The organism is Bacillus sp. AK128 (assembly GCF_053903075.1).
The window spans coordinates 1316023-1330553 of record NZ_CP096379.1; the positions used below are offsets into that span (position 1 = coordinate 1316023).

Annotated in this window: 18 protein-coding genes and 1 pseudogene; 18 read left to right on the plus strand and 1 reads right to left on the minus strand. The window is 37.6% G+C overall.

What is annotated here, in order from left to right:
• Nucleotides 1–67: 67 nt before the first annotated feature.
• From M1D60_RS06290 to M1D60_RS06305, 4 genes and pseudogenes are all read left to right on the plus strand, one after another.
• Nucleotides 68–940: an LAGLIDADG family homing endonuclease gene (locus tag M1D60_RS06290; RefSeq protein WP_456278317.1), complete on the plus strand. Its 873-nt coding sequence runs from the start codon at nt 68–70 to the stop codon at nt 938–940.
• Between the two features lie 73 nt (nt 941–1013).
• Nucleotides 1014–2792 (plus strand): annotated as a pseudogene (locus tag M1D60_RS06295) (vitamin B12-dependent ribonucleotide reductase); the annotation flags it as partial.
• Nucleotides 2793–2899: 107 nt separating this feature from the next.
• A complete protein-coding gene (splB, locus tag M1D60_RS06300; protein ID WP_456278318.1) occupies nt 2900–3925 on the plus strand; it encodes a spore photoproduct lyase in 1026 nt (341 codons plus the stop codon).
• 150 nt (nt 3926–4075) lie between these two features.
• On the plus strand, nt 4076–4960 hold the full coding sequence (locus M1D60_RS06305) for a patatin-like phospholipase family protein (RefSeq protein WP_456278319.1): 885 nt from the start codon (nt 4076–4078) through the stop codon (nt 4958–4960).
• A gap of 17 nt (nt 4961–4977) precedes the next feature.
• Here the strand turns inward: M1D60_RS06305 and M1D60_RS06310 are convergent, their stop codons facing one another.
• Nucleotides 4978–5331, minus strand: a complete 354-nt coding sequence (locus M1D60_RS06310; RefSeq protein ID WP_456278320.1) for an SA1362 family protein — start codon at nt 5329–5331, stop codon at nt 4978–4980.
• A 483-nt stretch (nt 5332–5814) separates the two neighbouring features.
• On the opposite strand from M1D60_RS06310, the gene M1D60_RS06315 reads away from it, so the two are divergent.
• From M1D60_RS06315 to M1D60_RS06380, 14 genes are all read left to right on the plus strand, one after another.
• Nucleotides 5815–6327 (plus strand): YqhR family membrane protein, encoded by a 513-nt coding sequence (locus M1D60_RS06315; RefSeq protein WP_456278321.1) that lies wholly within the window; start codon nt 5815–5817, stop codon nt 6325–6327.
• A gap of 76 nt (nt 6328–6403) precedes the next feature.
• Nucleotides 6404–6862, plus strand: coding sequence for a type II 3-dehydroquinate dehydratase (aroQ, locus tag M1D60_RS06320; protein ID WP_456279367.1), 459 nt, complete (start codon nt 6404–6406; stop codon nt 6860–6862).
• Entirely contained in the window at nt 6849–7910 is a 1062-nt protein-coding gene (locus M1D60_RS06325; RefSeq protein WP_456278322.1) for a M24 family metallopeptidase, read from the plus strand. The genes aroQ and M1D60_RS06325 overlap by 14 nt, the downstream gene beginning before the upstream one ends.
• 43 nt (nt 7911–7953) lie before the next feature.
• Entirely contained in the window at nt 7954–8511 is a 558-nt protein-coding gene (efp, locus tag M1D60_RS06330; protein ID WP_456278323.1) for an elongation factor P, read from the plus strand.
• Between the two features lie 409 nt (nt 8512–8920).
• The gene (locus M1D60_RS06335) at nt 8921–9202 is read left to right on the plus strand and encodes a YqhV family protein (protein ID WP_456278324.1); all 282 of its coding nucleotides are present in this window, start codon (nt 8921–8923) and stop codon (nt 9200–9202) included.
• A gap of 73 nt (nt 9203–9275) precedes the next feature.
• Entirely contained in the window at nt 9276–10223 is a 948-nt protein-coding gene (gene spoIIIAA, locus M1D60_RS06340; protein WP_456278325.1) for a stage III sporulation protein AA, read from the plus strand.
• Nucleotides 10217–10732 (plus strand): stage III sporulation protein SpoIIIAB, encoded by a 516-nt coding sequence (gene spoIIIAB, locus M1D60_RS06345; RefSeq protein WP_456278326.1) that lies wholly within the window; start codon nt 10217–10219, stop codon nt 10730–10732. The genes spoIIIAA and spoIIIAB overlap by 7 nt, the downstream gene beginning before the upstream one ends.
• Nucleotides 10733–10755: 23 nt before the next feature.
• Nucleotides 10756–10962 carry a stage III sporulation protein AC gene (gene spoIIIAC / locus M1D60_RS06350; protein ID WP_163179007.1) on the plus strand — a complete coding sequence of 69 codons (207 nt, stop codon included), beginning with the start codon at nt 10756–10758 and terminating at the stop codon, nt 10960–10962.
• Between the two features lie 12 nt (nt 10963–10974).
• The gene (spoIIIAD, locus tag M1D60_RS06355) at nt 10975–11364 is read left to right on the plus strand and encodes a stage III sporulation protein AD (protein WP_456279368.1); all 390 of its coding nucleotides are present in this window, start codon (nt 10975–10977) and stop codon (nt 11362–11364) included.
• A gap of 29 nt (nt 11365–11393) precedes the next feature.
• The gene (gene spoIIIAE, locus M1D60_RS06360; RefSeq protein ID WP_456278327.1) at nt 11394–12569 is read left to right on the plus strand and encodes a stage III sporulation protein AE; all 1176 of its coding nucleotides are present in this window, start codon (nt 11394–11396) and stop codon (nt 12567–12569) included.
• Between the two features lie 12 nt (nt 12570–12581).
• The gene (gene spoIIIAF / locus M1D60_RS06365) at nt 12582–13226 is read left to right on the plus strand and encodes a stage III sporulation protein AF (protein ID WP_456278328.1); all 645 of its coding nucleotides are present in this window, start codon (nt 12582–12584) and stop codon (nt 13224–13226) included.
• Nucleotides 13210–13632, plus strand: coding sequence for a hypothetical protein (locus M1D60_RS06370; RefSeq protein WP_456278329.1), 423 nt, complete (start codon nt 13210–13212; stop codon nt 13630–13632). Before spoIIIAF ends, M1D60_RS06370 begins: the two co-directional genes overlap by 17 nt.
• Nucleotides 13604–13894: a hypothetical protein gene (locus tag M1D60_RS06375; protein WP_456278330.1), complete on the plus strand. Its 291-nt coding sequence runs from the start codon at nt 13604–13606 to the stop codon at nt 13892–13894. The genes M1D60_RS06370 and M1D60_RS06375 overlap by 29 nt, the downstream gene beginning before the upstream one ends.
• Nucleotides 13895–14512, plus strand: coding sequence for a SpoIIIAH-like family protein (locus tag M1D60_RS06380; RefSeq protein WP_456278331.1), 618 nt, complete (start codon nt 13895–13897; stop codon nt 14510–14512). It begins immediately after the preceding gene.
• Nucleotides 14513–14531 lie beyond the last annotated feature (19 nt).

Here is a 14531-nt window from a genome sequence, read left to right on the forward strand (position 1 = left end):
CGTTCAACGACTATTGAAACTTCCTAAAGTCCCAATCATTAGAAACCCAATATAAGGAGGGTGTCATATGGGAACCATGGAAGAAGTAAATCATAACAAACGGCAACGTGGTTATGGGGCACGAGACAAAGAAGAAATGATAGATTCGATTATTAATCTCCATAAAGATGGTTATAGCCAAGTAGATATAGCAAAAACTCTAGGTATAAACCGAGGAACCATCAAGCGTTGGAATGATGAACTTCACTTTATCGATATTAGAACTCCAGGCGAAGCAGGGAAATTAAAGAGCAAAATATATAATTATGATGAAAATTACTTTAAAAGTATTGTTACGCCTAATCAAGCTTATATTGTAGGATATATCACTGGTGATGGTACTATTTTTGATAGGATAAAGTCCAAAAGATTAGTATTAACTCTAGCTGAAAATGATAAGCAACTACTATTCGATATTGGTGAAGAGATGAATATGATGAATGCAATAAAATTCAGAAGGAAAAGCACTGAAAATGAGCAAAACAAATATTCACTAGTCATTAATTCCACAAAAATGTGTAATGACTTGATTGCATTAGGAATAGGCCCAAGGAAAACAGGTTTAGAAAAATGGATTAACTTCAACAATGAAGAACTTCAGTGGGCTTATATTAGAGGTTTTTTTGATGCAGACGGTCATATAAGAGTTTTCAAAAGAAATGGATACTGTAAAGCTAGACTTGGCTTTACTGGTAATACTGAAATGCTACTATCCATATTATCTTATTTAAAATCTTGTGGATATGCTAAAAATGTAAACTCAATAACACATAAACAAGGATGTTCTGATTTATATCTTAGTAGTATAAAAGAAATCAAAGTGCTATTTAATCAGCTATACAGGTATGGAGATATAAAATTAAATCGAAAGTATCAAGTATTTCTTTCTTTGATGAGATAGTCTGACCTTACATGAAAGTGTAAGAGTGTGGCAGAAATGACCACACCCCTCTGCATGAGGAGTAACAATTTTGCGTGGAGCACAGATGATTATGCTAGCAGATTGGCATCCAGATATTATCGACTTTATTATCTCAAAAATGCAAAATCCAAGAATTCTTCGTTTTTTAATTGAAAACATAAATGATGAACAAATAAAGAAATCCGCTCAAGATAAGCTAAAGTTTACTCCAATGACCGATCAAGAGCGAGTCATGTATCAAGGAATAACTAATTACAAGCATATTCCGGGATATGGTGGTTTTAGTGATAGAATAATCAAGGACGCAGAAGAGAAACTACGAGTTGGTGGAACATATTCTGTTCATAACTCTGAATTCTTAACGGGCGCTAACATTTCAATCTGTTTAACAAATGATTTCATGAAAGCTGTTGAAAATGATGAGGAATATGAACTACGCTTCCCGGATGTAGAAAGCTATGATGCAGATGGAATGAAGGCTTATAACGAGACATGGCATGAAGTTGGCGATGTAAGAGAATGGGAAAAGCTCGGCCATAAGGTAAGAGTATACCGTAAAATTAAAGCGAAAGAGTTATGGAATCTAATAAATATTTGTGCGACGTATTCTGCTGAACCAGGTATCTTCTTTATCGATAATGCAAATGACATGACGAACGCACAAGCTTATGGTCAAAAGGTAGTCGCAACAAACCCGTGTGGGGAGCAGCCTTTAGCACCATTTTCCGTGTGTAATCTTGCTGCTGTTAACCTTGCAGAAATGGCAAATAAAGCGACTAAAACGGTTAATTTTGAAAAACTAAGACAAACAGTCGAAGTTGGTGTTCGCATGCAGGATAACGTAATTGATGCGACTCCGTACTTCTTGGAAGAAAATAAGAAGCAAGCACTTGGTGAGCGCCGTGTTGGTTTAGGCGTAATGGGACTTCATGATCTATTAATATATTGTGAAACAGAATATGGTTCTGAAGAAGGAAATAAGCTAGTCGACGAAGTATTTGAGGAGATTGCAACAACAGCTTATCGTGCTTCTGTTGAGTTGGCAAAAGAAAAAGGAAGCTTCCCATTCCTTACTGCTGATGGAGATGAAGAGACGAATCGTCTTCGTCATGCATTCACTGAAACAGGCTTCATGAAGAAGATGCCTGCAGATTTAAGAGAAGATATAAAGACATATGGTATCCGTAACTCTCACTTACTGACCGTTGCGCCTACTGGAAGTACCGGAACAATGGTAGGGGTATCAACAGGGCTAGAGCCATATTTCTCTTTCTCCTACTTCCGTAGTGGTCGACTTGGTAAATTCATTGAAGTGAAAGCTGATATTGTTCAGGAGTATTTAGACAATCACCCTGAGGCTGATCCTGATCATTTACCGAAGTGGTTTGTATCGGCGATGGAATTAACAACAGAAGCCCATGCTGATACACAATGTGTAATCCAAAGATGGATTGATAGCTCAATCAGTAAAACGGTAAATGCACCCCGTGGATATACAGTCGAGCAAGTAGAAAAGGTATATGAGCGTCTTTATAAGGGTGGAGCAAAAGGTGGAACCGTTTATGTGGATGGTAGCCGTGATGCACAGGTACTAACGCTAAAGGCAGAAGAAAATAGCTTTGATGAAGAGCAACAAGAGCTATTCCCACAAGAAGAAAAGAAAAAGCCAGTTGTACTAGTAGACACAATCCAGGATCTCCGTTCAACAACTGTTACCTACGGTTCAGAGGTTGGAGACACTTGTCCTGTTTGTCGTCAAGGAACAGTAGAGGAAATTGGTGGGTGTAATACGTGTACTGATTGTGGTGCACAGTTAAGATGTGGATTATAAAAAAGTAAATAAAGGGATGGAACCCAGCAATTGGTTCCATCCCTTTTTCTATCTTTAGAGCTATTTTTGTTCATACTAACACCAATGTTTAGATTTGGGGTGAAAATATGAAGGCGTTTGTTCCACAATTAGTTTATTTTGAACCGCAGGCTCTTGAATATCCACTTGGCAAGGAGCTTAAAGATAAATTTGAAAATATGGGTTTAGAAATTAGAGAAACCACCTCGCATAATCAAGTGAGAGGTATACCAGGAGACAATGAATTACAGCAATATCGTAATGCGAAATCTACTCTAGTAGTAGGCATTCGAAAGACACTAAAATTTGACACATCTAAGCCCTCTGCAGAATATGCCATTCCACTTGCAACTGGTTGTATGGGGCATTGTCATTACTGTTATTTACAAACAACACTTGGAAGTAAGCCTTACATTAGAACTTATGTAAATTTAGATGACATTTTTGAGCAAGCAGAGAAATATATGAAAGAGCGTGCCCCAGAAATCACAAGGTTTGAGGCAGCTTGTACCTCTGATATTGTTGGGATTGATCATTTGACCCATTCCTTAAAGAAAACCATTGAATTTATGGGGCAAACAGATTATGGACAGCTTCGTTTTGTAACGAAGTATCAACATGTGGACCATCTACTGGATGCGAAGCATAATGGAAGAACGCGTTTCCGATTTAGCGTGAACTCCCGTTATGTCATTAAAAATTTTGAACCAGGTACTTCCTCCTTTGAAGAGAGAATAGAGGCTGCTCGAAAAGTTGCAAATGCGGATTATCCACTTGGTTTTATTGTAGCGCCAATCTACATGCATGAAGGATGGCGAGAAGGGTATTTAGAGCTATTCCAAAGGTTATCAGATTCACTAAAGGGTGTTAATTTAGATGGATTAACCTTTGAGCTTATTCAGCATCGTTTCACAAAGCCAGCTAAAAATGTAATTCAAAAGCGTTATCCTAAAACGAAACTAGAAATGGATGAGTCGAAACGAAAATATAAATGGGGACGCTATGGAATCGGTAAGTATGTATATCAAACAGAGGAAGCAGATGATATTGAGACGACATTAAGACGTTATATCCATGAATTTTTCCCTGAGGCTGAGATTCAATATTTTACTTGATAAACTTACGTTGTCTAACTAACCCATAGTTTGTTTGCTTTTCCCTATACTTACGAAACTTTTGCATAGACTTGTAAGCGACAAAGGTATTAATATTTGATCCACCTTCTTAATATGTATCTTATAGACCATATTAGGTGAGGTGACTAAGTGAGAATAGATGGGGTATTCTCGGGTGGAGGCATTAAGGGGTATGCGCTGATAGGGGCCGTAAAAGCAATTGAGGCACAAGGGCATTCCTTTGTTAGAGTGGCTGGGTCAAGTGCGGGTGCAATTTTAGCCTCTTTAGTTGCGGTGGGTTATCAAGGAAATGAAATAGAAGAATTAATGGGAGAAGTAGATCTGAAACGATTTTTAGATCCAAAAAATACATGGTTTCCTGAAACTATCACGAAGTGGTTATTCTTATATTGGAGATTAGGATTGTATAAAGGTGATGTCTTGGAAAAGTGGTTAGAGGCCAAGCTACTGGCAAAAAATATAAGGGTGTTTGGAGATTTACCTAAAACATCCTTAAGGATTGTCGCCTCTGATTTGACGAACAGTCGAATGGCTGTATTCCCAGATGATTTGCCGAAATATGGATATGAGCCTGATTCTTTTTCAATAGCAAAAGCAGTTCGAATGAGTGTTGGAATTCCGTACTTCTTTGAACCCGTAAAACTGGGGAAAAAGAATAACCGATCGATTATAGTGGATGGTGGGTTGTTGAGCAATTTCCCCTACTGGTTGTTTCAGGAGACAAGAAATGAGCATAAACGACCACTGATTGGTTTGCAGCTTAGTCCTAATTTTCATAATAGAGAGCCCAACCAAATAAAAAATGGAATTCAGTTATTTAGGGCTCTCTTTGAAACCATGATGGATGCGCATGACTTAAGGTACATATCACGAAGTCTTGAACAGAACATCATTTTCATTCCAGTGAATCAGGCCAACTCAAGAGAATTTAATTTAAATATTAATCAAAAAGTTGAGCTAATAAATATGGGCTATAAAAAGGCAGAATCGTTTTTGAAAACTTGGACCTATTAAAAAAATCGAACACTTCATCAATGAAGTGCTCGATTTTTCTTTTTATTATTCTTTTTACCTTCAATAACAGTAAGATGTGAATTGCTTTTTCGTTTGAAACTTGAAGGTGTTGAAGATTTTTTCCCTTGCTGATTTTTAAATCGTTTCTTAGACTGTACGGCGGCTTTTCTATATCTTGAGTTTTCCGACCAATTCGTCCCATTTCTTCTTTGAATATATCTAAATGCAAAATAAATAATAACACCGAAAAGAACAGCAAATCCGACCATCCTAACAATTTGCATTGGATCAGATGCTAAGGTAGTTAATAATCCAATCGCTGCAAGACTGACAAAAGCTATAAAAATCAACTGACGACCTTTTGGTTTCACATTCAGCACCTCCTAAACGAAAAGCAAGCATTATTATTTACAATAATATGTTTATAAAAATGATATGTTGTCACTTTTATACAATTCATGAAGCATTCTTTTACCAATCATCTTTTAACAGTATAACTGAAGGGAAGTTATTTGGATTCTTATGTAGTAGTTTAAATTCCTTATCTCTACTATTATTGTACTAAAAAGTTACATAAAGCTCTAGGTTGATGTCAATTATTTTACTGTTTTGGGGTACTTTATTGCTTAAAAAGGAATTTATATTGGGTCCGTTCATTTCCGCTACAATCAAATCTTAGGTTTATTTTTATCTCAATAAGTTAAAATAGCAACAAAGTTAGTGGAAAATCCTGTATTAGCTAGATGTTTTACTTAAACTTTCAATAGTATAGACAAGTTTTCAGAATGATAGACGTAACTCAAAAAACTTCTTTATATTATTGGCTAATATGGAAATACTACTAGTGGAGGTGGATGATCGTGGAAGATAAAAAGCTAGAACAAAATAAAAAAGAAGAACCGATCTCTCCTGGAGCTAGAACGGCCATTACTGGAATATTTGGAGGGCTGCTCTGGGCATCCCTTGGCTACTTAGCATATCTTTTTAGTTTTACAAAGATTCCCCCCAATGTGATATTGGAACCTTGGACCATTGGTAATTGGAAGAGTGGAGTACTAGGACAGTTTATTGCCATCTTCTTGATTGGACTTATATCTATATTAGTAGCGTTTGGATACCTCGCTACGCTAAGAAAGTTTGATAAAATTTGGATGGGTGTTCTATTCGGAGTTGTCTTATGGGGAATTGTGTTTTTTATCCTTAATCCTATATTTCCGGGGATTGATCCAATCAGGGAGTTGGATGTTAACACAATAGTAACAACGATTTGCTTATTTGTACTATATGGTACTTTTATAGGCTTCTCGATCTCCTTTGAAGCATCAGAGCTTACAAATAAGAGTGAGCCGAACTATTCAAATGAATAGGACCTATGATAGAATGTTCAGTGAACATTCTATTTTTACATATTGAACAAATTATTGGTAAGGAGTCTGCTATATGATGAAACGCATTCTCTTATTAAATGGACCCAATTTGAATCGATTAGGTATACGCGAGCCGAGTACTTATGGAAATGTGACGTTACAAGAGCTTGAAAATAATCTTCATATACTTGCTCAACAGCATCGATTAAGCTTGGATTGCTTTCAGTCGAATCATGAAGGAGAACTTATTGATCAAATACATCATGCGGATTCATCTGTAGATGGTATTATTATTAACCCAGGAGCCTTCACACATTATAGCTATGCGATTAGAGACGCAATTGCAAGTATTTCAATACCCGTAATTGAAGTCCATATATCAAATATCCATGCTCGTGAAGAATTCAGACATCATTCAGTAATTGCTCCCGTCACACAGGGGCAAATTGTCGGTTTTGGTGTTTTAGGGTACCACTTAGCCTTATTAGCCTTAAAAGAGAGATTAGGGGAGGAGATTACACATGACAAAAATTGAAAAACTTCGAAATCATTTTCAAGAGCATGATGTCGATGGTGTGCTTATTACAAGTGAATTCAACCGCAGATATATGACCAATTTCACAGGAACTGCGGGTGTTGCCGTTATATCTAGGGAAAAGGCTGTGTTTATCACAGACTTCCGTTATGTTGAACAAGCAGCTAGTCAGGTTGAGGGCTTTGAGGTGGTTCAGCATAAGGCAGCAATCATAGATGAAATTGCCAATCAAGTCGAGAAATTAGGAATAAAGAGACTTGGCTTTGAAGAGGATCATGTTACATATAGTACATATAAGACTTATCAAAACGCCATTTCTGCAGAACTCATCCCTTTATCAGGAGTGATTGAAAAGTTACGCTTGATTAAGACTGATTCTGAGATTAAGATATTAAAGGAAGCAACCGAGATTGCTGATGCAGCATTTGAACATATTCTTACGGTCATTCGCCCAGGTAAAACTGAGATTGAGATTTCAAATGAACTGGAATTCTTTATGAGAAAGCAAGGCGCAGCTTCATCTTCTTTCGATATTATTGTAGCTTCAGGCTATCGATCCGCACTACCTCATGGTGTTGCTTCAGATAAAATCATACAGTCAGGGGAATTTGTGACATTAGATTTCGGTGCGTATTATAAAGGGTATTGTTCAGATATTACAAGAACTCTAGCTGTAGGGCAACCAAGTGACGAGCTTAAAAATATTTATGATGTTGTCCTTGAAGCGCAGTTGCGCGGGATGGCTGGTATAAAGCCAGGTATGACAGGTAAAGAGGCAGATGCCTTAACAAGAGATTATATTACTGAAAAAGGCTACGGGGAATATTTTGGTCATTCAACTGGTCATGGTATTGGTTTAGAGGTACATGAAGGCCCAGGATTGTCCTTCAAGTCTGATGTGAAGCTAGAACCTGGTATGGTTGTGACAGTTGAACCTGGAATTTATGTGGCAAATGTTGGTGGAGTAAGAATAGAAGACGATACAGTGATTACGGCAGATGGAAATCAATCACTGTCATTCTCTACTAAGGAATTAATCATACTATAGAAATACACTAAATTAATTAGATGTTTTTAGGAGGATCTTTTGAATGATTTCAGTTAATGATTTTCGTACAGGTTTAACAATTGAAGTGGATGGTGGTATCTGGCGAGTTTTAGATTTTCAACATGTTAAGCCAGGTAAAGGTGCAGCGTTTGTTCGATCAAAGCTTCGCAACCTTCGTACAGGAGCAATCCAAGAGAAGACTTTTCGTGGTGGAGAAAAAGTAGCGAAAGCACAAATTGAAAATCGCACGATGCAATATCTATACGCTAATGGTGATATGCATGTCTTTATGGATACTCAGTCATATGAACAGTCAGAGCTTCCTGCAAGCTCGATCGAATATGAATTGAAATTCCTTAAGGAAAACATGAATGTATCTATCCAGACCTATCAAGGTGAAACAATTGGTGTCGAACTTCCAAACACAGTTGAGTTAAAAGTTGCTGAAACTGAGCCAGGTATAAAAGGTGATACTGCATCTGGTGGGACAAAGCCTGCTATACTAGAAACAGGTTTATCCGTTCAAGTACCATTCTTCATTAATGAAGGTGATGTGTTAATTATTAACACGGTTGAAGCAAAATATATTTCAAGAGCATAAGAACAAAAGGCGCAAGCGCCCTGTTTAGCCCCGACAAGCAAATGTTCCGAGAAGAAGAAAAGGGCGAAATTCCCTTTTATTCTTCTTGGGTTATTTGACCTCGAGGGGCTGGGAGCTGGAGCTGGATTCAAATCCACTGACCCTAGTTATCCACAAATGATTTATTTTATAATTTCCTTTAACATGAAAAATTGTTAGGAGCAATTGCCATAATGGTAATTGCTCCTTTTGTGTTTTCAAGAGGGTGATCAGTTTTGTCTTAAGGCTTTTTAATTTTCCGATTCTAGTAAATGTCTCTTTTCCCATCCTATTTAATTTTTGTTTTTATTAAAAATCAATAGTCTAAAATCCCCTAAACCATGCATAGGTTGTACATATAGAATGATTCAAACAGGTAAGGGGAATCGATATGAAAAGATGGCTATCAACAATTGACACAACGATTTTATCGATGGCTGGACTTCGCTTTTTGTCAGCGACCATTGAATTAACGGCTGCTATTGCGATGCTTATGCTTAATGATGTAAAGAAGGCGGTTGCACTAAATGCAATGCTTGCACTAGTAGGGCCTTTTATCTTTATTGCAACCATGACGATTGGTCTATTGAGCATGACTGATGATCTATCATTTTCAAAGCTATTGTTTATTGGGCTGGGGGTCGGCTTTATTTTAATAGGAATCTACAAGTAAACGGATTGCCCGGTCATAATATGTCCAAGCCTGCATACATTGGAAATATACAGACAAATTGGGAGGGGAAAGTATGGAGGAAATAATCAATCTTTTATCATCTAATATACGAACCATTTTGGAGCGGTATCCTTCCCATCTATTTGACAGAATTGAGGAAATTCGACTAAGACTTAATCGCCCACTAGAGATCATCATAAGAGGGAAACCTGACTACCCAGGACTAACCTCTATTCCTTATATCGTATCAGCAGAAGATACCTTGCAGCTAATGAATCGTTTAAGTCAATATTCCATTTATACATTAGAGGAAGAGTTGAAAAGGGGATATATAACGATTCAAGGTGGGCATCGAGTTGGACTAGCAGGTAAAGTCATTACCGAAAAAGGCGAAGTAAAAGCAATCCGTGATGTCACCTTCTTTAACATCCGAGTAGCTAGGCAATGTATTGGAATAGGTAAGCCTTATCTACCAAGCTTAACATCATCTGGAGAATGGAAGAATACGATGATCATCGGTCCCCCTCAAGCTGGTAAAACTACCTTGCTAAGGGATTTAGCCAGATTAGTTAGTGTGGGAAATGAAGAGTATGCACTTCCCCCTTATAAAGTAGGAATTGTTGATGAACGATCTGAAATTGCGGGCTGTGTCAAAGGGGTCCCACAGCTTGAGCTTGGTTGGCGTGTAGATATTCTTGATGGATGTCCGAAAGCAGAAGGAATGATGATGCTTATTCGGTCCATGAGTCCTGATGTTATTGTTGTGGATGAGATTGGAAGTAAGGCAGATAGTGACTCTGTAATGGAAGCAGTAAACGCTGGAGTTAATTTAATCGTAACCGCCCATGGTCATAGCTTATCTGACCTTGAAAAGAGACCTAGTTTAAGACCACTCCTTGATTTAGGTATATTTTCACGTTTTGTTATTCTTTCTAAGGAAAATGGCCCCGGTACATTTAGTCAAATTGTAGATTCATTGGGGCAAAAAGTAGAAAGGGAAACGGAGGTAGGACAATGGTAAAGCTTTTCGGGGCTTTATTCATCTTATTAGCGACGACGTGGACAGGTTTTGAAGCTGCCAAGCATCTTAGTGAAAGACCGCGACAGCTTAGACAATTAAAAGTTGCTTTACAATCTCTAGAAGCAGAGATCATGTATGGACACTTACCTCTATATGATGCATGTCTAAATATATCAAAACAGCTTAAGAAGCCTTTAGCTTGGTTCTTTGAAGATTTTGCTAAAAGGTTAAAAGAAGGTCAACCAAATGTAAGAGAAGCTTGGCATGAAAGTCTTCTAGATGTTAAAAGATTCACAGCCTTTAAGCAAGGGGAAATCGAAGTGTTACAGCAATTTGGGGAGACTTTGGGACAGCATGACCGGATATCACAGCAAAAGCATATTTTACTAGCTTTGACTCATTTAGATCGAGAGGAACATGATGCTAGAGAGAAGCAGGCCAGATACGAAAAAATGATTAAGAGCTTAGGTTTCCTATCAGGCTTACTCTTGATTGTATTGCTGATGTAAAGGAATGAGGGGAGTAGGGAAAGATGGAGATTGATGTTGGAACAATATTTCAAATTGCAGGAGTAGGAATAGTAGTTGCCTTTCTTCATACCGTACTGAAGCAAATGGGGAAAGAAGATTACGCGCATTGGGTGACACTAGTTGGCTTTGTTTATATCATTTTTCAAGTAATCACCATTATGGATGCGTTATTTAAAAAAATTAAGGCTGTCTTCCTCTTTCAAGGTTAGGGGGAGAAGGTCATTCAAATTTTACAGATCGTCGGTATTGGTCTTGTTGCCACCTTTCTTGCGTTAATAGTTAAAGAACAAAAACCAATTTTTGCATTCATGCTTGTTGTTTTTGTGGGTTGTAGTATCTTCTTCTTCTTAATTGGTCAAGTTCAAGAGATTATTACGATGCTTGAACGAATCGCGGTAAATGCAAATGTTAATTTAATGTACGTTGAAACCATCCTGAAAATCATTGGAATCGCTTATATCGCAGAGTTTGGTGCTCAAATTACACGAGATGCTGGACAAGGTGCCATTGCTTCTAAAATAGAGTTAGGTGGAAAAATCCTCATTATGGCAATGGCTATACCCATCCTCACCGTTATTATTGAAACCATTATAGGCTTACTTCCGTCGTAGAAAAGCGGTTTGAAAAAAGAGGTGAATAAATGAGTTCACGGTTGATCACTGCAATAATAATTCTTCTCATTTTTATTTGTTCTCCTTTGAGTGTACAAGCATCAGCTCCATCCATCCAAGACAAAGTGATCGATGAACAGTTAGACCGTTTAGGGATTGAAGAAATAAGAAAGTTTTGGGATGACATCGTTGAAGACTATGGAGGCTATCTACCAGAGAGTCAAAAAGGAAGCTTTATGGATTTTGTAAAAGGAGAGAAGAAATTCTCTATTGAGCAATGGTTACAAGGGATTGCAAAGTTTTTGTTCCATGAGCTTATTGCTAACGGAAAGCTATTAGGAACACTAATTATGCTAACCATCTTTTGTATGATTCTTCAATCACTGCAAAATGCATTTGAGCAAAGTACAGTAAGTAAAGTCGCATATGCATTGATCTATATGGTGTTAATTATATTAGCACTTAATAGTTTTAGAGTTGCGATCACCTATACAGAAGAAGCCATCCAAACCATGATTAGTTTTATTATTGCCTTAATTCCGTTATTACTTGCGTTAATATCTGTATCGGGTGGTGTTTTATCTGCAGCATTCTTTCACCCAATCATCATTTTTTTAATGAACACGAGTGGATTGCTTATTCAATATGTGATATTACCCATGTTGTTTTTGGCTGCACTTCTTAGCATTGTTAGTACCCTCTCAGATCACTATAAAGTTACCCAGCTAGCAGAATTACTTCGTAAGACAAGCATTGCCCTACTAGGAGTATTTTTAACCGTTTTCCTTGGGGTTATATCCGTCCAAGGAGCATCAAGCGCAGTAGCTGATGGGATTACGATTCGTACAGCAAAGTTTGTAACGGGTAATTTCATTCCAGTAGTAGGTAGGATGTTTACTGATGCTACTGATACTGTAATTAGCGCATCTGCTCTATTAAAAAATACGGTGGGAATTGTAGGAGTGATCATGCTTCTATTAATAGCAGCATTTCCAGCTATCAAGATTCTATCCTTAGCGTTCATTTATAAATTTGCTGCCGCCATTCTTCAGCCATTAGGTGGAGGCCCGGTTATTCAATGTCTAGACATTATTGGTAAGAGTGTCATTTATATTTTTGCCGCCCTGGCGATTGTTTCGCTGATGTTCTTCTTAAGTCTAACAATCATAATAGCAGCAGGTAACATTACGATAATGATGAGGTAGAGAGGTGGTACTATGGAGTTTTTAACAGGATGGATTGCTAATATTATTGTCTTTATTTTACTGGCTACCATTGTGGACATGCTTCTACCGAATTCGAATCTTCAACGGTATGCCAAGATGGTTACCGGACTATTATTGATTGTGATTATATTAACACCACTCTTTAAATTTTTTAGCTATGACTTTGAAGAAGTCCTTGCTACAGCTACATCTGGACCACAATTAGAAGAAGAAAATATAGAAAATTTAATAGAATTTAAGAAAAAAGAAATACAAGCATTAAATCGTGCATATAGTTTAGAAGAAGTGGCTGTCCAAATGAAAGAAGCGGTAGAGGATGAGATGATGGGGCGTTTTGGTTTAAGCGTTTCTCATGTGTCCATTGAAGTAGATGAATCTATTGACCCTGCATCTGATTCAACAGAGCACTTCTCCGTAAACGTTCAGCTATCAGAGCAAAAGGAAGAACAAGAAGCTGCGATTCCTGTTGTAAAAGAGGTGAAGATTGATACGAGCAATGAGCTGCCCAAAACAGAAAGTAAAGTAGATGAGCAAAAAATAGTATCTTACCTTGCAACAGAATGGCAACTCCATTCACAACAGATCAATGTAGCATTGGAAGGGGGGGAGAGCGATCTAGATGGAGAAAAAGAATAATCAATTCTTTCATTGGCTCCAGTCATTATTTAAAAAGCCAACTAATGAACAGCAGTCATCAGATAAAAAACTATCGAAGTATCATTATGCGATTGCCATTTTTGCAGTGGGTGTTGCGTTTATGCTAGTAAGCAATATTCTCACGGATTCTTCTTCATCCGCTCCTGCAACTGAGCTAGAGGTTTTTAATCAGGAGGCATCTAAGGACCAGCCAGCATTCGGTCAAAAGAGTAATGATAGTGACGATGTCCTCCAAGCGGTTGAGAATCACTATGAAAATCAGCTGAAAGAGATTCTTCAATCAGCTGTGGGTGTCGATGAAGTTGAGATCATGGTAAATCTAGATGCAACAGAATCCAAAATTTTTGAAAAAAAACGTGACAACTCAGACACAGCATACAGATGAAACGGACCGGGAAGGGGGAAAGCGTAAAGTAGAAGATACTTCAAAGGACGAACAACTGGTCATTATCCGTAATGGAGATACAGAAACGCCAATCGTAAATAAAATTGAAAAGCCTGAAGTTAGAGGAGTTTTAATCGTTGCAGCTGGTGCTGATAACATTCAGGTTAAGAAAAATATCATTGAAGCTGTTACCCGTGTACTCGATGTCCCGAGTCATCGCGTGTCTGTTTTACCAAAGAAAAAACCTAAGGGGGAATCATAAATGTTATTGAAAAAGCAAACAGTATGGTTATTAACAATGTTAAGTTTGGTTGTAGTATTATCGGTTTATTATGTAACTTCACCAGAAACTACTGGAGACGATTTAGCTTATCAAGAAACAGCAACTGAAGAAACAACTGAAGGAACAGAAACAGAAGAAACTACTGAATCTGCGGCAACTGAAGGAGATGAAGTTGTTGTTGAAGAGTCAACTGAAGAAGCTACAGAAGAAGCAGAAGAAGGCACTGTTGTTTCAAGTGTAACAAGTGACGAGCTATTCACGGCACTTCGACTAGAGATGGACGATCAACGTAGTAAACTAGTAACAGATTTACAAGCGATTATGGCATCAAGTGATGTATCACCAGAGCAAAAGAGTGATGCGTATGACAAAATGATTGAAGTACAGGAAGTATCTGCTAAGGAAAGAGTGTTAGAAACGCTAATTAAAGCTGAATCTGACGAATACAATGATGTACTTGTTCGTGCAGATGGTGATTCTGTAAGAATCATTGTAAAAGCTGCAGATCATTCACCTGCTCAAGCTAATAAGATTATTCAATTGGTTAGAACAGAACTAGGCAAAAAAGACGTAGCGGTTGAATTCTCTAATAAATAAACCTCTTTAAAATACCTAT